This window comes from Nocardia sp. NBC_01388 (assembly GCF_045040085.1).
In the GTDB taxonomy this organism is placed as follows: domain Bacteria; phylum Actinomycetota; class Actinomycetes; order Mycobacteriales; family Mycobacteriaceae; genus Nocardia.
Map to the genome: position 1 here is coordinate 4,073,616 of NZ_CP109553.1, position 16,644 is coordinate 4,090,259.

12 protein-coding genes are annotated in these 16,644 nt (G+C 66.9%); 6 read left to right on the forward strand and 6 right to left on the reverse strand.

Going from position 1 to position 16,644, the window contains the following annotated elements; genetic code table 11:
- The first annotated feature begins 212 nt into the window (after positions 1 to 212).
- The 4 genes from OG716_RS20195 (at position 213) to OG716_RS20210 (ending at position 6,218) form a co-directional block, all read left to right on the forward strand.
- Complete coding sequence (locus OG716_RS20195; protein WP_405139048.1) at positions 213 to 1,703, forward strand: CoA-acylating methylmalonate-semialdehyde dehydrogenase; 1,491 nt, start codon at positions 213 to 215, stop codon at positions 1,701 to 1,703.
- Positions 1,704 to 1,714: 11 nt separating this feature from the next.
- The gene (locus OG716_RS20200; RefSeq protein WP_405139049.1) at positions 1,715 to 3,082 is read left to right on the forward strand and encodes an aspartate aminotransferase family protein; all 1,368 of its coding nucleotides are present in this window, start codon (positions 1,715 to 1,717) and stop codon (positions 3,080 to 3,082) included.
- Positions 3,083 to 3,089: 7 nt separating this feature from the next.
- Entirely contained in the window at positions 3,090 to 4,574 is a 1,485-nt protein-coding gene (locus OG716_RS20205) for a gamma-aminobutyraldehyde dehydrogenase (protein WP_405139050.1), read from the forward strand.
- Positions 4,575 to 4,805: 231 nt separating this feature from the next.
- A complete protein-coding gene (locus OG716_RS20210) occupies positions 4,806 to 6,218 on the forward strand; it encodes an NAD(P)/FAD-dependent oxidoreductase (RefSeq protein ID WP_405139051.1) in 1,413 nt (470 codons plus the stop codon).
- Positions 6,219 to 6,512: 294 nt separating this feature from the next.
- Here the strand turns inward: OG716_RS20210 and OG716_RS20215 are convergent, their stop codons facing one another.
- Both OG716_RS20215 and OG716_RS20220 read right to left on the reverse strand, forming a co-directional pair.
- The gene (locus OG716_RS20215) at positions 6,513 to 7,655 is read right to left on the reverse strand and encodes a metallophosphoesterase (RefSeq protein ID WP_405139052.1); all 1,143 of its coding nucleotides are present in this window, start codon (positions 7,653 to 7,655) and stop codon (positions 6,513 to 6,515) included.
- 112 nt (positions 7,656 to 7,767) lie between these two features.
- Complete coding sequence (locus OG716_RS20220; protein ID WP_405139053.1) at positions 7,768 to 8,157, reverse strand: MarR family transcriptional regulator; 390 nt, start codon at positions 8,155 to 8,157, stop codon at positions 7,768 to 7,770.
- 4 nt (positions 8,158 to 8,161) lie between these two features.
- Between OG716_RS20220 and OG716_RS20225 the strand changes: the two genes are divergently transcribed.
- On the forward strand, positions 8,162 to 8,683 hold the full coding sequence (locus tag OG716_RS20225; protein WP_405139054.1) for a hypothetical protein: 522 nt from the start codon (positions 8,162 to 8,164) through the stop codon (positions 8,681 to 8,683).
- Between the two features lie 1,184 nt (positions 8,684 to 9,867).
- Here the strand turns inward: OG716_RS20225 and OG716_RS20230 are convergent.
- Complete coding sequence (locus tag OG716_RS20230) at positions 9,868 to 11,376, reverse strand: DUF222 domain-containing protein (RefSeq protein WP_405139055.1); 1,509 nt, start codon at positions 11,374 to 11,376, stop codon at positions 9,868 to 9,870.
- Positions 11,377 to 11,565: 189 nt separating this feature from the next.
- On the reverse strand, positions 11,566 to 12,201 hold the full coding sequence (locus OG716_RS20235) for a metal-dependent phosphohydrolase (protein WP_405139056.1): 636 nt from the start codon (positions 12,199 to 12,201) through the stop codon (positions 11,566 to 11,568).
- 317 nt (positions 12,202 to 12,518) lie between these two features.
- On the opposite strand from OG716_RS20235, the gene OG716_RS20240 reads away from it, so the two are divergent.
- Entirely contained in the window at positions 12,519 to 13,511 is a 993-nt protein-coding gene (locus OG716_RS20240; protein WP_405139057.1) for an SMP-30/gluconolactonase/LRE family protein, read from the forward strand.
- A gap of 47 nt (positions 13,512 to 13,558) precedes the next feature.
- Here OG716_RS20240 and OG716_RS20245 read toward each other — a convergent pair whose 3' ends face one another.
- Both OG716_RS20245 and cobA read right to left on the reverse strand, forming a co-directional pair.
- Positions 13,559 to 15,019: an MFS transporter gene (locus OG716_RS20245; protein WP_405139797.1), complete on the reverse strand. Its 1,461-nt coding sequence runs from the start codon at positions 15,017 to 15,019 to the stop codon at positions 13,559 to 13,561.
- Between the two features lie 276 nt (positions 15,020 to 15,295).
- Positions 15,296 to 16,552 carry a uroporphyrinogen-III C-methyltransferase gene (cobA, locus tag OG716_RS20250; protein ID WP_405139058.1) on the reverse strand — a complete coding sequence of 419 codons (1,257 nt, stop codon included), beginning with the start codon at positions 16,550 to 16,552 and terminating at the stop codon, positions 15,296 to 15,298.
- Positions 16,553 to 16,644 lie beyond the last annotated feature (92 nt).

The following is a 16,644-nucleotide window of genomic DNA, read 5'->3' on the forward strand; positions in this document are numbered from 1 at the left end:
ATCTTCATGCAGAGTAGGGATCGGGGCACCGCAGTCCCGCCCGACGGCTTCTCCGGCAGCGGCGGTCGCGGCAGGTCCTCATCCTGCCCGTGGCCTCCGGTGGCCGCGGGCGGCTACGCCCACCTCCGAGGCCCGACCCCAGTCATGCCGGTGACGGGGGCCGGGCCCATCTCCATATGCGGAGCCAGTTCCATCCATCGAATCGAGGAGATATGCAGACCATCGCGCACTGGGTCGACGGCAAATCATTCACCGGCACCAGCACCGCCACCGCGCCGGTGACAAATCCGGCGACCGGGGTGGTCACCGGGCAGGTTTCGCTGGCGAATGCGGCGGACGTGCGAACGGTCGCCGACGCCGCCGCCGCGGCCTTCCCGGCCTGGCGCGACGCCTCGCTCTCCAAGCGCACCCAGGTGCTGTTCCGCTTCCGCGAGCTGCTCAACGCCCGCAAGGAGGAGATCGCGGCGATCATCACCGCCGAGCACGGCAAGGTGCTCTCCGATGCGCTGGGTGAGGTGACGCGCGGTTTGGAGGTCGTCGAATTCGCCTGCGGCATACCGCATCTGCTCAAGGGCGGCTACACCGAGAACGCCTCCAGCAAGGTCGACATCTTCTCCATTCGCCAGCCACTGGGCCCGATCGCGATCATCTCGCCGTTCAATTTCCCGGCCATGGTGCCCATGTGGTTCTTCCCGCTGGCCATTGCCGCCGGCAACACCGTGGTGCTCAAGCCGAGTGAGAAGGATCCCTCGGCGGCGCTGTGGACCGCGGCCCTGTGGGAGGAGGCCGGATTGCCCGCCGGCGTCTTCAATGTGGTGCAGGGCGATAAGGTCGCGGTGGACGAACTGCTGGAAAACCCTGCGATCAAGGCGGTTTCGTTCGTCGGCTCCACCCCGATCGCCAAGTACGTCTACGAGCGCGGCACCGCGCACGGCAAGCGGGTGCAGGCCCTCGGCGGCGCCAAGAACCATATGGTGGTGCTGCCCGACGCCGATCTGGATCTGGCCGCCGACGCCGCGGTGAACGCGGGCTTCGGTTCGGCGGGCGAACGGTGCATGGCCATCAGCGCGCTGGTCGCGGTCGGACCGATCGCCGATGACCTGGTGGCGCGGATCGCCCAGCGCACCAAGACTATTCGCACCGGTGACGGTACCAAGGGTTCGGATATGGGCCCGCTGGTCACCGAGGCGCATCGCGACAGGGTCGCCTCCTATATCGCGGCAGGTGAATCCGCCGGCGCGACAGTCGTTCTCGACGGCCGCACGGTGGACGCCGACGGCGCGGCGGACGGATTCTGGCTGGGCCCGACCATTCTCGACAATGTCACCCCCGAGATGAGCGTCTACACCGACGAGATCTTCGGCCCGGTGCTGTCGGTGGTGCGCGTCGACACCTACGACGAGGCGCTGGCGCTCATCAACAACAATCAGTACGGCAATGGCACCGCCATTTTCACCAATGACGGCGGCGCGGCGCGGCGCTTCCACAATGAGGTCGAGGTCGGCATGGTCGGCATCAACGTCCCGATCCCGGTGCCGATGGCCTATTACAGTTTCGGTGGCTGGAAGAATTCGCTCTTCGGCGATTCACATGCGCACGGCATCGACGGCGTGCACTTCTTCACCCGCACCAAGGCTGTCACCTCCCGCTGGCTCGATCCCAGTCACGGCGGCCTGAATCTCGGCTTCCCGCAGAACAACTGATCGGAACTGTGATGACACTTCCCAATGGTTCGACTCCCGAGGCCGCCCGCGAACAGGCCGCCCGCGCGTACGAGCTCGACCGCAAGCACGTCTTTCACTCGTGGTCGGCGCAGGCGCAGCTGAAGCCCATGGTCATCACCGCCGCACAGGGCTCGTACGTGTGGGACGGCGAGGGCTCGCGGCTGCTGGATTTCTCCTCCCAGATGGTGAATACCAATATCGGCCACCAGCATCCGAAGGTGGTCGCGGCGATTCAGGAGCAGGCGGCCAAGCTGTGCACCGTCGCGCCGGCGCACGCCAATGACGCCCGCTCGGAGGCCGCCCGGCTGATCGCCGAACGCACACCCGGCGAGCTGAATCGGATCTTCTTCACCAATGGCGGCGCGGACGCCGTCGAACACGCGGTGCGCATGGCGCGCTTGCACACCGGGCGCTACAAGGTGCTCTCGCGCTACCGCTCGTATCACGGCGGCACCGAGACGGCGGTCAATCTCACCGGTGACCCGCGGCGCTGGCCGAACGATCACGGCAATGCCGGCGTGGTGCACTTCTTCGGACCGTTCCTGTACCGCACGCGATTCCATGCGAGCACCGAGGCCGAGGAGTCACAGCGGGCGCTCGAACATCTCGAGCAGACGATCCTCATGGAGGGTCCGGGCACCATTGCCGCGATCGTGCTGGAGTCGGTGCCCGGCACCGCCGGAATCATGGTTCCGCCACCGGGATATATGGCCGGAGTGCGCGAATTGTGCGATCGGCACGGCATCGTCTTCATCGCCGATGAGGTGATGGCGGGCTTCGGGCGCACCGGAAAGTGGTTCGCCATAGACCATTTCGATGTCGTTCCGGATCTCATCACCTTCGCCAAGGGCGTGAATTCCGGCTATGTGCCGCTGGGCGGGGTGGCCATCGCACCGCATATCGCGGCGAGCTTCGACGACCGCGCCTATCCGGGCGGGCTCACCTACTCCGGGCATCCGCTCGCCACGGCGGCCGCGGTGGCCACCATCAATGCCATGCGGGACGAGGGCATTGTCGAGAATGCGGCGTCCATCGGCGAAAACGTGCTCGGGCCCGCGCTGCGCGAACTCGCCGAACGGCATCCGAGCATCGGTGAGGTGCGCGGCCTGGGTGTGTTCTGGGCGCTGGAACTGGTGCGCGACCGCGAAACCCGGGAGCCGCTGGCACCATATGGCGGCACCAGCCCGGCCATGGCCGAGTCCGTCGCCGCCGCCAAGGCGGCCGGTCTGCTGCTGTTCGTCAATTTCAATCGGCTGCATGTCGTTCCGCCGTGCACCATCTCCGAGGGTGAGGCGAAAGAGGGACTGGCCATTCTGGATCAGGCGTTGTCCGTCGCCGATTCCCATCTCGTCAGCTAGGAGCGCAGTGAGTCCGCAAGAACTGCAATTCATCGGCGGAGCCCGCCGCGCCGGGTCCGGTGCACCGCTGGATATCACCGCGCCGTCGACCGGAGAAGTCATCGCCTCCGGCGCGAGCGCGACCGTCGCGGATGTGGAGGCCGCCGTTGCCGCCGCCCGCGCGGCCTTCCCGCGGTGGGCGGGGATGACGCCGGGCGAGCGCTCGGACATCATGCACCGCTGGGTGCGGCTGCTGCGCGATCACGCCGGGGAGCTGGCGGCGGTCGAAAGCCGCAATGCGGGCAAGCCGATTCGGCTGGCGCAGGAGTTCGATGTACCGGGCACCATCGACAATGTCGCGTTCTTCGCCGGGGCCGCACGCCATTTGGAGGGCAAGGCGTCGGCCGAGTACTCGGCCGATCACACCTCCACCATCCGCCGGGAACCGCTCGGGGTGATCGGCTCCATATCGCCGTGGAACTATCCGTTGCAGATGGCGGGGTGGAAGATCCTGCCGGCGGTCGCGGCCGGAAACACCATTGTGCTCAAGCCTTCCGAGCTCACTCCGCTGACGTCACTGCTGTTCGCGGAGCTCGCGACCGAGGCTGGTGTGCCGCCGGGCGTGATCAATGTGCTCACCGGTGTCGGGCCCGTCGCTGGTCAAGCGCTCGTCGAACATCCGCATGTCGCGATGGTGTCCTTCACCGGATCGACCGCGGTCGGCAGGCAGGTGGCCGCAGCCGCGGCCGGTTCCGTGAAGCGGGTGCACCTGGAGCTCGGCGGTAAGGCGCCGTTCGTGGTCTTCGACGATGCCGATCTCGAGGCCGCCGCACGCGGCGCGGTCGCCGGATCGCTCATCAATGCCGGGCAGGATTGCACCGCGGCCACCCGCGCCTATGTGCAGCGGCCGCTGTTCGACGAATTCGTCAGCCGGGTGGCCGATCTCATGGATCGGGTGACGCTGGGACCGGTGGACGATCCCGAAACCGATATGGGACCGCTGATTTCACTGCCCCATCGGGACAAAGTGATCGGCATGGTGGATCGGGCTCGTGAATACGGTGCGAAAGTGGTGCGCGGCGGGCGAATTCCGGAGCACACCGCCGCCGGTGGCGCATATTTCGAGCCGACGCTGATCACCGGCGCCGCGCAGGATTCGGAAATCGTGCAGAACGAGGTCTTCGGGCCGATTCTGGTGGTGCTGCCGTTCGATACCGATGACGAGGCCATCGCGCTGGCGAACGATACGGCGTACGGCCTGGCAGCCTCGGCCTGGTCGGCGAATGTGTTCCGGACCCAGCGCGCGAGCCGGGAGATCCAGGCCGGTTGCGTGTGGATCAACGACCATATTCCGATCCTCAGCGAGATGCCGCACGGCGGATACAAGGCTTCCGGATTCGGAAAGGATATGTCTGCCTACTCATTCGACGAGTACACCAATATCAAGCATGTCATGTCGGATATCACCGCCGCCGCGCACAAACCCTGGCACGACGTGGTCTTCCGAGCCTGATTGCCGGGTTCTGGGCTATTCTCCCTCTCATGTGGCCTTTCCTCGATATCGCCGGGCAGCTGCGTAATCGCCGCCGCTCAGACGATCGCGCCGCCACCAGCTGATTTTCCCGCGAGCCGCCGGGTCCGGTCGTATCGACCGCCGGCGGCTTTCGCGTTCCCTGAGACCAACACAAATGTCGTTGGGCCACGCGACTGGACCGTGCGGCACGAGAGAAGGAGTTGATCGGCCATGCAGGCCAAAGGAAGCAAACTGTTGGCGTCGGCACTCTCCGAAGCAGCGCCGACGCCGTTCTGGACCGACCGGCCCGAGCGCCCGTCCTCGACCGATCCGCTGACCACCGCCACCGACGCCGATCTGGCCGTCATCGGCGGCGGGTACAGCGGATTGTGGACCGCGCTGCTGGCCAAGGAGCGAGATCCGGGTCTCGATGTGGTGCTCATCGAATCCGGATTGTGCGGGCACGCGGCGTCCGGCCGCAATGGCGGCTTCTGCGCCGCCAGTCTCACGCACGGCCTCGCCAATGGTGTGGACCGCTTCCCCGACGAGATCGACGATCTGGAGCGGCTGGGCCGGAAGAACCTCGACGAGATCGAGAGCGCCATCCGCCGCTACGATATCGACTGCGATTTCGAGCGCACCGGCGAGATGGAGGTCGCCACCGCGCCGCACGAACTGGAGTGGCTGCGGGAAAGTCATGATGCGGCAGTCGATCTCGGCTATCGCAGTGAACTTCTGGATGCGCAGGGCGCACAGAATATGGTGCACTCTCCCACCTATCTCGGCGGGCGGTGGGACCGAGACGGTGTGGCCATGCTGGATCCGGCCCGCCTGGCGTGGGGGCTGCGCCGCGCCTGCCTGAAGAAGGGCGTGCGGATCTTCGAAGGCACTCCGGTGCAACGCATTTCGAAGACACAGGGTGCGCTGGACCTGCACACTCCGCACGGCGAGGTGCGGGCGCCGCGAGTCGCACTGTGCACCAGCGCATTTCAGGGTCCGCTGGCCAAGGTGTCCCGCCACGTGGTGCCCGTCTACGACTACGCGCTCATGACCGAACCGCTGACCGCGCAGCAGCTGGAATCCATCGGCTGGGCCGATCGCATGGGGCTCGGCGATGCCTCGTACCGCTTCCACTACTACCGCCTGACCAGCGACAACCGCATTCTCTTCGGCGGCTACGACGCGATCTATCACTTCGGAAGCAAGATCGCGCCCGGCCTGGAATGCAATGAGTCCACCTTCGAAACCCTGGCCCAGCACTTCTTCCAGACCTTCCCGCAACTGGACGGCCTGCGCTTCACCCACCGCTGGGGCGGCATCATCGACACCTGCGGCCGCTTCTGCGCCTTCTTCGGCTCGGCCTTCAAAGGCAAACTCGCCTACGCCGCCGGCTACACCGGCCTGGGCGTAGGCGCAACCCGCTTCGGCGCCGAAGTAATGCTCGACCGCCTCTGGAACCTCGACACCGAACGCACCCGCCTCCGCATGGTCCGCTCCCGCCCCCTCCCCCTGCCGCCAGAGCCCTTGCGCTCCGCCGGCATTCACCTGACCCGCTGGTCGATGGCCCGAGCCGACGCCCATCAGGGCCGCCGCAACCTCTGGCTCAAAACAATGGAATTGACCGGGCTCGGCTTCGACAGCTGAGGCGTGACTTCGACAGCTGCGGCAGAGCGGCGACCCGGACCGTTCAGGTCGCCGCTCCCGCAACACGATGCCCTGCGGCTGCTACCGGATTCGATGATCGGACGATAACCACGCCCCAGGATCACGGGCGAATACGTCGATGCGGCAATCGAATTCCGCGTTCGATCGTCAGCTCGCGGCTCGCCGATGGACCGCAGACCGCCGATGGGTCGTATGCCGCCGATGAGCCGTACGCCTCCGGTAATCGCAGGCCCCGCCCGACCGCGCTCTGATGAAGTGTGGGTACGGACAGGCCTATGCTGCGGTGCCCGCGAGTTCTGGGCTGCGCAGGACCAGGACGGTGATCTCGCTCGGGGCGAAGACGCGGAGCTGTGGGCCCCAGAAGCCGGTGCCTCGGCTGGTGTAGAGCTGGGTGGCGCCGTGGCGGCTGAGGCCGGCCACTACCGGCTGGTCGAGGAGGACCAGGTAGCGGAAGGGCCAGATCTGGCCGCCGTGGGTGTGGCCGGAGATCTGGAGGGCGACACCGTGTTCCACCGCGTCGGTGATCTGTTTGGGCTGGTGGGCGAGCAGGATTACCGGGAGTTCGGGGTCCGCGCCGGATAGGGCAGCGGGGAGGTTGGGGCCGTGGCCGGTGAGAGCGACGCCGGTGGGGTCGTCGATGCCGGCCATGACCAGGCGGTCGCCGTCTCGGGTGAGGATCTCGTGCTGGTTGTGCAGAGGCTGCCAGCCCAGGCCTGCCATGTGCTCGATCCAGCCGGGGGCATCGCCGAAGTATTCGTGGTTGCCGGTGATGTAGAAGCGGCCGAGGGTGGCTTCGACCTTGCCCAGGGGATCTACCTGCGCGCGGCGCTTCACTACCGAGCCGTCCGCGAGATCGCCTGCGTGACAGGCGATATCCGGCTTCTGCGCATTGACGACCTCGACTACTCGCTCCGACCAGCGCAGGCGGTCGGTGGCGGCGTAGTGGGTATCGGTGACCACCACTACGCGCAGCCCGTCGAGGCCGGGTGCGAGCTTGGGGATGGTCACATCGACGGTCAGCACGCGTGGGATGCGCCGGGCCTCGTAGATGCCCCAGGCGACGAGAGCGGCCGAAATCACAAGCACGCCAAGGGTAACGATGCGCGAACGCGCTGGATCATCGACACCGGCCAGGATCAGTACCGTGCGTGCCACCGCGCCGATGGCGGACCAGGTGAACAGCACCCACATCACGCCCAGCCCGGTATCGCCGATCAGCGCGGCGGTATCCGACTGCTTCGGACCGTGCCCGGTGAACATGGCGGCGGGCAGACCGATATAGCCCAGTACGAACAGCGCCGACAATGCCCAGCAGGCCGCCCCCGATGTGGTGGTGTAGACCAGCACCCACCACGGGAGCAGGAATAGCAGCGCTGGAATCGCCAGGAATATGACCTGGCGGGGAATTCTGTTCAACAGAGTCCGTCCTCATGGGGCAAGGGGCACGGACCTTGTATCCAGCGCCGTCAATTCCCCCGCACCGACGATACCTGCACCCGGCAACCGCGGCCGGACGAGCACTTCGGGGCTAGGATGCCGGATCCTCCGGGCGTACCCGCAGGCGTTCCGACAGCAGGGACAATGCGGCGGCGACCTCCTCGACGGCCGCCGCATCGTCGGTGCCGAGGGCGCGGGCGAGGGCATCGTGAATGGTGGTCGCGCGCACCTGCGTGACACGCTCGGACACCTCGGCCGCGCGGCTGATGAGGGTGCGCCGCCCGTCGCGCGGATCGGGTGCGGTGGTGATGAAACCGGATTCCTTCAATCGCGCCACGGCATTCGAGACCGCGCTCTGCGGCAGGCCGGTTCTCGCTGATGGTGGTGCCGGGTGGTCGAGGATATCGCTGAGCGCCACCAGTACCCCGCGGTGACCGCCGCGCTGCGGGACCTCGGGCAGTGATTGCTCACCGAGCTTCATCAGCGTGCGCCTTCGGACAGCGGGCGGTGCACATCATCGGCTGCAGCCTGGGCACGAGCCGGTCTCACCGTGGTTGCTGGCCGCCACCGATCGCGCCCGGCACATGCGCGAACTCGAACACTGCCAGCAGGTGTACCGGGCCGATGGATGGCAGGCGGCCCTCGCACCCAGGCCGCGCAACCTCGGCATCAATCCCGCCGATCAAGAAATCGAACCGGGCGGGCAGCCGATCCCCATCAGCGCCGAAAGAGCCGCCAACTTCAGCTATTTCATCGAGCACGACTTCACGGCCGTTCGCGAGGATCGGCTCGACGCCCTGCCACTACAGCAGACCGCAGTGCAGATCATGCCCGCCTGGGGCCGTCACACCCCACCGCAGGTCTTCGACCGCCAATGCGCCGCCGAACTCGGCAAACTCCTGAACGTCCCCATCGCCGAATTCCCCGGCGGCCACAATGGAAATCTCACCCACCCCACCGCCTACGCCGAACAGGTACGCACCTTGATCGCTACCGGCCGCCCCTGAACTCGGCCGGAGACGTCACCACCACCAGCACACCGATCACCCAATCACCGATCGCCCCGAACCCGATGGTCACGGCGCCAGTGACGACCTCGATTGCGTGATCCTGGTGCGCACAAGCAAACCCGCACTGACCTGGACTCGAACTCACTCGACTAGTCGTCGCGCCCCCGAGAAATGCCCCCCGACCCGCACTTCGCGTTCTCCGCAACCATGCCCGTCCGGCACCGCGCGAGACACCGAGTGCTGCTTATTTTCGTCTCGAGAACGGGACCACAGCGGGTCGACCCCGCCGGTACCGCAGGTATTCGGCCTAACTGCGGAAGGTAGGCCGGGTACCCCTGCCTACGTGCCCGGCACGGCCATCTCGGGCTTTGCCCGCACCCCTGCCGGCCAACCCTGCCCGAGAGGCAAGAAACCCAGGTGCACCGACGGTTTCGGCATAGAAACCATCGGCCGCCATGGACGGAACGGCGGGTCTCTCAGCGGCACAACGGTTATCAGGTCTATGCCGCGTAGGCACCTGCTGTGCGGTCGGAGAGAGGGCCTGTGTAGTGCCTGCTTCGGGGGGATTCGAGGCCGAGGCAGGCCGGTGCACCTGGGTTGCTTGCGCCGAGGGGCGGTGGTGGGTTTCCGGGTGCGGGCAGGGCCCGAGATGGCCGTGCTGGTGGCGTTGGGTAGGGGTACCCGGTTGACCTTCCGGGCCAAGGAGATACCTGCGGTACCAGCCGGGTCGACCGGCTGTGGTCCGGTTTCACAGACACCACACGAAAAGACAAGAGCCGAAACGACAAGGACACCAGGAAACAAGGGATCGAAGAACAAGAACCCGGAAGGCCACGCCGGGCAACGGCCTACAGCAGGAGCGGGATCAGGCCGACAGGGGGCAGCGGCAGCGGCAGGGGCAGCGGCACCGGCAGGGGCAGCGGCACCGGCAGGGGCAGCGGCAGGGGCAGGGATGACTCGCGGTCTGGCGTGGTGGTGTGGTGGTGTGGTCCGGTGGGCGGCAGATTCGGTGGTGGCCCTCGGTGGTGTTGCCGCCCTGCGGGTACACATCCGGGGCGGGGAAACCTGTTGTCGCGGTCGGGTTGTCATTGTTCGGCGAGCGAACCGGCCTGAAAGCCGATACGGCAACGACCTCCAGCACCGACAGGAACAACCTGCCGGTGACACCAGAGGCGGGAAACCTATTGTCGCGGTAGGGGTGTGACGACCCGGCCGAGCACCCGGTACCGCACCGGTGACAATCCCGAGGCACGACACACCCTGCGAGGCCGCACCGACGGCGGAACCTCGGTCAACAACTCCCCCGGGTGATGCAGGTGATTGACCCGTGGCGTCCGCGACGGATCCACATGCGCCGGAGCGATCCACGCCGTCCGGCCCGGAAAGTCCGAATCCGCACCCAGTTTGATCGTCTTCCACCCGCGTGGCCCGTCTTTGACCAGGGCATGGCAGTGATCACACGCCAAGGTCAGGTTCTCGATATCGGTGGGGCCGCCCTTGCTGAACTCGGTCACATGATGGGCCGCGGCCATACTCGCCGGAGCCGAGCACCCCGGGCGAGTGCACCCACGCTCGGTCGCGATCAACGCCAACCGTTGCGCCGGGTTCGCCAACCGGATTTCCCCGATATGCAACGGCATCCCGTTCTTGTTCTTCACGAGCACGAACGTCTTGCAGTGGCGGGCCATCAACCGGAGGGCGTTCTCGACCGGGACCTGCCCACCGGTGGCGGTGGTGGCCACCCCCGCAGCGCGTTCGACATCCTCGATGCTCATGGTCATGATCGTGGAGACCGGCAGCCCACGGTGCGATCCCAGCTTGGCGGGGTTGAAGTCCGGGTGCAACACCGCCATGAGGGCGTCGTGCTGGCGTTGGGCCTTGCTGCGCTCGTCACGGGCCGCGCACGCCTCCAGCACATCCCGGGGCACCGGGTTGTCCTCATCCTCGGCCCACGGGCTTTCCTTGTCCGCCGGGTTGCACATACCGGGACGGGCCAGCTTCGCCATGACAGCATCGAACGCCGCACGGGCATCGGGGGTGAGCTCGACCGTGAGGGTGGACATCAGGTCGTAGCGTTGCGGGCTCAGAACCGCACTGCGCTGGTTCTGCCGATCAGCGTCCTCGGTGAGCTTGCCGTCCGGGTCCAGGAAACCCAGGATCATCTCCCCGATCCTCGGCAGATGCGTCGGATCCAGGGCGCGCGCCTGGAAGGCGAGTTGCTTCTCGGCGTAGGCGCGAGCCTCAGCAGGAACCTTGCCGGGCAACCGGTTCATCACCTGCCGGATCACCCGCACATGATCGAGGGAGATCGCCCCCTCGTCGAGGGCTTGGGCGGCGTTCGGCAGGACCGGGGCCGGGTCGGGCTCGTCACCGACCCGGTGCCACACCGCGAGATCCTCAGCGGCACGCCACCGGTTGATCGCATCCCCGTGCGAGATATGCAGGACCGATTGCAAATACAACGCCGGGCTCCCGGAACCGTTGAGAGCGGGCAATGACCGGGCGCAGGCTTGCACGATCAGATCCCGTTGCACCGACGCCAACCGGCGAGTGCAGGTCTCGATCTGCTGCATCAACGCCACAATGTCGGTGTCCGGCACCGGGATCAACGGCAGAGCAGTGAGGGATTCGACCGCAGCGGCCAGTGCTGATGCACCGGTCGCGATTGCGGTTTCTCCCCCTGATTCCATGCCTTTATTCTACTCCCGGAAAACAGACCCGGAAAGGCGAATTCCGTTGTGATATAAGGCTATTCAGAATACTCGGATTTTATCTTTCAGCTCTTCTTGTTTTGCTTCTTCTTGTCCAGGTGTCTTTGTCTTTGCTTTTGTCAGCACTCAGACGCATTGACAGTCGGTGCCTGCGCTGGCAGCGACAGGTCAGGCTCCTGGCTCGGAGAGGGTGATCAGCTCGGCGGCGAGGTTGGCGCGGGCTGCGTTGTCGTAACGGGCGCGGGCGGTGGGGGTGCGGAAGAGGTGTTCCTGTTGGATGAGGCCCTGGAGGACGGCCGCGCGGCCCTTGCGGAACAGCTCGTCGGGGACGTGTGCGTATTCGGCGCGGACCGCGGACGCGTAGGCGGCGTAGGCGGATTCGCCGGCGGCCAGTATGGCCAGGTCGGCATCGCAGAGGACGCCGCCATTGCGATCCGAGGGGTTCGGGTGGTGTCCGGCCGTGAGCCGGACCAGGCGGGCTACCTCGGCCACCAGCTCGGCGTCCAAACCCATTGCGGGCAGCGCGGTTTCGGCCAGCGCGGCACTGGCCTCCTCATTGTCGCCGCCCTCGACCGAGTACACGGCATCGTGGAAGAAGGCCGCGTAGCGTACGGCGGCGATATCGGCGGCGTCGGCGGCCAGGTCGTCGATGATGTTCAGCATTGCGGCCAGATGCTCGACGGCGTGATAGCGGCGGTGCGGTTCGCTGTAGCGGCGGACCAGGTCCTCCCCCACCGCCCGCGCCGACGGTCCGGCCAGCTCGGTCCAGCGGTCCAGCAGTTCTGCGTCCAGACTCGTCCCCATCTACGCAGTCTGCCGAAAGTGCCGCCGAGACAACAGCCCTGAATCAGGGTGCTCTTCGCCACTGTGCCCCGGTCGCACATCAGCACCCTCGTCCCACACCGTGTTGCAGCACGCTCATCCCACCCGTGCAGCAGCACGTTCGTCCCACCCGTGCAGCAGCACCCCGGTCCCGCACCCGTATAGCGCTGCCGCCCACACGTGTCCGGCGCTGCAGCCCGAGGGGAAATTCGGACTGCCGCGCTTCACTGCTCTGGGCAGCTCTTCACCTTCGCGTGGCGGGTAGCGAGTGTGCGTTGCGCTGGCAGATACTGGAATCCATGTCGATGCAACCTCACCGGTGGACACCGCCGCCCGCCACCCCTCGTGCGCGCGAAACCCGCAGTACCCCCGAAATGCCCGCGCTGCGGTTGCTCGAGTTGCCCGGCCGGGGACCGGAAGACGTGGTGGTCGCGGCTGATGGGCGGCTGTTGACGGGTATCGATGACGGGGCGATTCTGGCCGTTGATCCGGCGACCGGGGCGGTGGAGCAGATCGCGCACACCGGCGGGCGGCCGCTCGGCTTGCATGTGGAATCCGATGGCGCACTGCTGATCTGCGATGCCGAGCGCGGGCTGCTGCGGCTGGACAAGCCGGGCGGCACGATCGAAGTGCTGGTGGCGGAGGTCGACGGTGCGGCCTTGAATTTCACCAGCAATGTGGTCGCCGACGGCGACGGGACCATCTACTTCTCCGAGTCCTCGCGTCGCTGGCCCCTGAAGCAGTGGATGGGCGACATCATGGAGCACTCCGGCACCGGCCGGCTGCTGCGCCGCAATCCGGACGGCACGGTCGAAACCCTCGTCGACGGGCTGGATTTCGCGAACGGCGTGGTGCTCGCGCCGGACCGCTCCTGCGTATTGGTCGCCGAGACCGGCGCCTACCGTGTCACCCGGTATCGGCTGTCCGGCCCGCAGGCGGGCACCTGCGACCGGCTCGTCGAGAATCTGCCGGGCTTCCCGGACAATATGCTGCTCGGCAGCGATGGCCTGGTCTGGGTTTCACTCGCCGCACCGCGAAACCCCTTGCTGGACACCCTGCTTCCGCTACCGGGCATCCTGCGGCAGATCTCCTGGGCGATTCCCGAACGGCTGCAACCGAAACCGGCCCGCACCGTCTGGGCCATGGCCTTCGACTTCGACGGCGCGCTCGTGCACGATCTGCAGCGCGAGGGCACCGACTACGGCATGGTGACCGCCGCCGCCGAACACGACGGCGCCCTCTATCTCGGCAGCCTCAGCGAATCGGCGATCGCGGTGACACAGGTCCCCTAGGACTACCGGTGACACAGGTCCCCCCAGGACTGCGGCGACGCGGGTCCTCAGGACTTCTGCGCGGCGTCCTGAGCATGCTGCGCCTGGGACAGCTGCTCCGGTGTGTAGCGCAGCGACAGCGACAACAAGCCCATGAACGCCGTGCCGAGCGCGCAGACGAACAGCACCAGGGTGTAACCGCTACCGAGCGCGTCGATCTGCGCGGAGGTCATTTCGGTGACCTTGCCGGTGGTGCCACCCAGCGACAGCGTGCGCGAGAGCGCGACCGGACTCAGCAGACCGACCGCGAACGGCGTGCCCATATTCATGAACATCTGCCCGACCGCCGACAGCGGGCCGATATGCGCCATGTCCACACCGACCAGTACGCACAGCGGCAGAATCACGATGACCATGCCGACCGCGAAGCCGACCACGCACAGCAGTCCGAGCAGCGTCGGGAAGTACTCCACCGAACTGTCGATGGTGGAACCGAAGAACAGCCCGGCCGCCAGCACAATCGCCGAACCGAACAGCAGCCAGCGCGGCTGCACGTACTGCACGGCCTTGGACGACACCGCGGTGCCGACGCCCGCGCCGAGCGTGAACGGGATACTGCCCAGACCCGCCATGAGCGGGCTGTAGCCGAGCACATTCTGCAGGAACTGCGCCACGAAGAACGTTGTCGCACCCAGCACACCGGAGGCCAGGAAGATGGCCGCGAAGGAGATCACGCGATCACGGCTGTCGAACAGCGACCATGGCAGCAGCGGATTGGCGACACTGCGTTCGGCGAAGACGAACACGATCAGCAGTGCCAGGCCGCCGAGCAGCGATCCGATGATAATCGGGCTGTCCCAGCCCATTTGCGGACCCTCGGTCGCGCCGAACACGATGGCCGCGCAGGCCAGGGTGCCCAGTACCGCGCCGCGAATATCCAGGGAGATGCGCTGGTGTTCGGTGTCGTGCAGCTCGTAGATCGCACCGAGCACGATGAGCAGGCCGATCGGCACATTGATCCAGAAGATCCAGCGCCAATCCACCTGGGTCAGCGCACCGCCGACCACCAGACCGCCGACCGAGCCGATGCCCACCATGGAACCGAGAATCGCGATGGCCTGGTTTCGGACCGGGCCGGGCGCGAAAGTGGTGGCCACCAAGGCGAATGCGGTCGGCGCGGCAATGGCCGCACCGGTGCCCTGCAGTGCGCGGGCAGCAATCAGCCAGGCCTCGTTCTGGGCGGTACCGCAGAGCGCCGAGGCCACCGTGAAGACGCCGACGCCGAGAATCAGCATGCGCTTACGGCCGAAGGAGTCCCCTAGTCGACCACCGAGCAGCATCAGACCCGCGAACGGCAGACCGTAGGCAGTGACGGTCCAGGCGCTGCCCGCACTGGACAGACCCAGCTGTTCCTGTACCCGCGGCAACGCCAGAATCATGACGGTGCCATCGAGCACGACCATCAACTGCAGCCCGCTCAATACGAGAATCGCGAGCCCGAACGCCCGCTTGGTCACCGGATACTGCATCGTCGCAGCGGGATTATCGAGCACTCCGACACTGTAATGGATGCCGGACGCACCGAACCGATCTCGTTCCCGCGCGATCGGCTCAGCACAGCGGCCCGGTCGCGCGGTGGTGGGGGTGCCGGACACGCCGATCGGCGCAGCGGCCGAGGTCGTCTCGAGGGACCATGCGCCATCTCATCTGTCGTATCCACCAGGCTCTGTCGTATCCGCTGAGCACCGCGTGCACAGCGAGCGAATCCATTGGGAACTCCGCGCACGGTCAGCGATCCGCCTCGCTCAGCGCGTGCGGGGGTCGCCGGCGGTGAATCCGGCGGTGGGGCCGATGACGATAATGGCCGGGGGGCGAATGGCTTCCGCGCGCACCTGCTCGGCGACGGTCGAGAGGTCGGCGCGGACGATGCGCTGGGTGCGCAGGCTGCCCTCCTGCACGATGGTCACCGGGGTATTCGCGGCGCGACCGCCCTCCAGCAGTGCGTCGGCGAACTTGTCGATGCGCTCCACGGCCATGAGCAGCACGATGGTGCCGCGCAGCCGGGCCAGCGCCGGCCAGTCGACGAGGGAGTCCGGGTGGTCCGGGGCGACGTGCCCGCTCACCACGACGAATTCATGGGTGACGCCGCGATGGGTGACGGGGATTCCGGCCAGGGCGGGCACCGAGATGGCGCTGGTGACGCCGGGCACAACCGTCACCGGAACACCGGCTTCGACACAGGCTTCGAGTTCTTCGTAGCCGCGGCCGAAGACGTACGGGTCGCCGCCCTTGAGGCGGACCACGAACTTTCCGGCCTTCGCGCCCTCGATGAGCGCGGTATTGATGGCCTCCTGGGCCATGGCGCGGCCGTACGGAATCTTGGCGGCGTCCACGACCTCGACGTCCGGGCCGAGTTCGGCCAGCAGTTCCGGCGGCGCGAGCCGATCGGCGACAACAAGATTCGCGCGCGCCAGCAGTCGGCGGCCGCGCACGGTGATCAGGTCCGGATCGCCTGGGCCGCCGCCGATGAGCGCCACACCCGCGGCCACCGGACCCGAATCATCGGTCACCACACCGGATTGCAGTGCTTCCAGGAGTGCGTTTCGCACCGCGGCCGAACGACGATGCTGCCCACCGGCGAGCACGCCGAGGCTCATCCCGTCGTAGCGCGCGGTGGCCGGAGTGACGGCCGTACCGAGCCGGGCATTGTCGGCACGCACGGAGAAGATGCGGCGCCGCGTCGCCTCGGCCACCACGGCCGCATTGGTTTCGGGTTCGTCGGTGCACACCAGCGCGTACCAGGCGTCCTCGAGATCGCCGTCGGCATATTCGCGCAATTGCAGGGAGATCTGCCCCGAGGTGGCCATGCCCTCGACCGCCGGAGTCGCCTCGCGGCTGATCACGTGCACATCCGCACCGGAGGCGATGAGCAGCCCGAGTCGGCGCTGCGCCACGGTCCCGCCACCGACCACCACCACGCGGCGCCCGTTCAGATCGAGCCCGACCAGGTAGTTCGGGTCGCCTACGGGCTGGTCATCGGATGCGGCTGACGTATTCGGCACAAGGATTGAGCCTACGGTGTGCACGGAAAACCGGAACAATCGCCTGGCAGCCGCGCGGCAACCGATATCGGGCCGTCACGCGCTGCCGGGAA

Excerpts from the sequence above, each read along its gene's own strand:
- OG716_RS20245 (WP_405139797.1), bottom strand. The coding sequence starts at position 15,019 with ATGCAGTATCCGGTGACCAAGCGGGCGTTCGGGCTCGCGATTCTCGTA.
- OG716_RS20240 (WP_405139057.1), top strand. The coding sequence starts at position 12,519 with ATGTCGATGCAACCTCACCGGTGGACACCGCCGCCCGCCACCCCTCGT.
- OG716_RS20200 (WP_405139049.1), top strand. The coding sequence starts at position 1,715 with ATGACACTTCCCAATGGTTCGACTCCCGAGGCCGCCCGCGAACAGGCC.
- OG716_RS20235 (WP_405139056.1), bottom strand. The coding sequence starts at position 12,201 with ATGGGGACGAGTCTGGACGCAGAACTGCTGGACCGCTGGACCGAGCTG.
- OG716_RS20220 (WP_405139053.1), bottom strand. The coding sequence starts at position 8,157 with ATGAAGCTCGGTGAGCAATCACTGCCCGAGGTCCCGCAGCGCGGCGGT.
- OG716_RS20195 (WP_405139048.1), top strand. The coding sequence starts at position 213 with ATGCAGACCATCGCGCACTGGGTCGACGGCAAATCATTCACCGGCACC.
- OG716_RS20210 (WP_405139051.1), top strand. The coding sequence starts at position 4,806 with ATGCAGGCCAAAGGAAGCAAACTGTTGGCGTCGGCACTCTCCGAAGCA.
- OG716_RS20230 (WP_405139055.1), bottom strand. The coding sequence starts at position 11,376 with ATGGAATCAGGGGGAGAAACCGCAATCGCGACCGGTGCATCAGCACTG.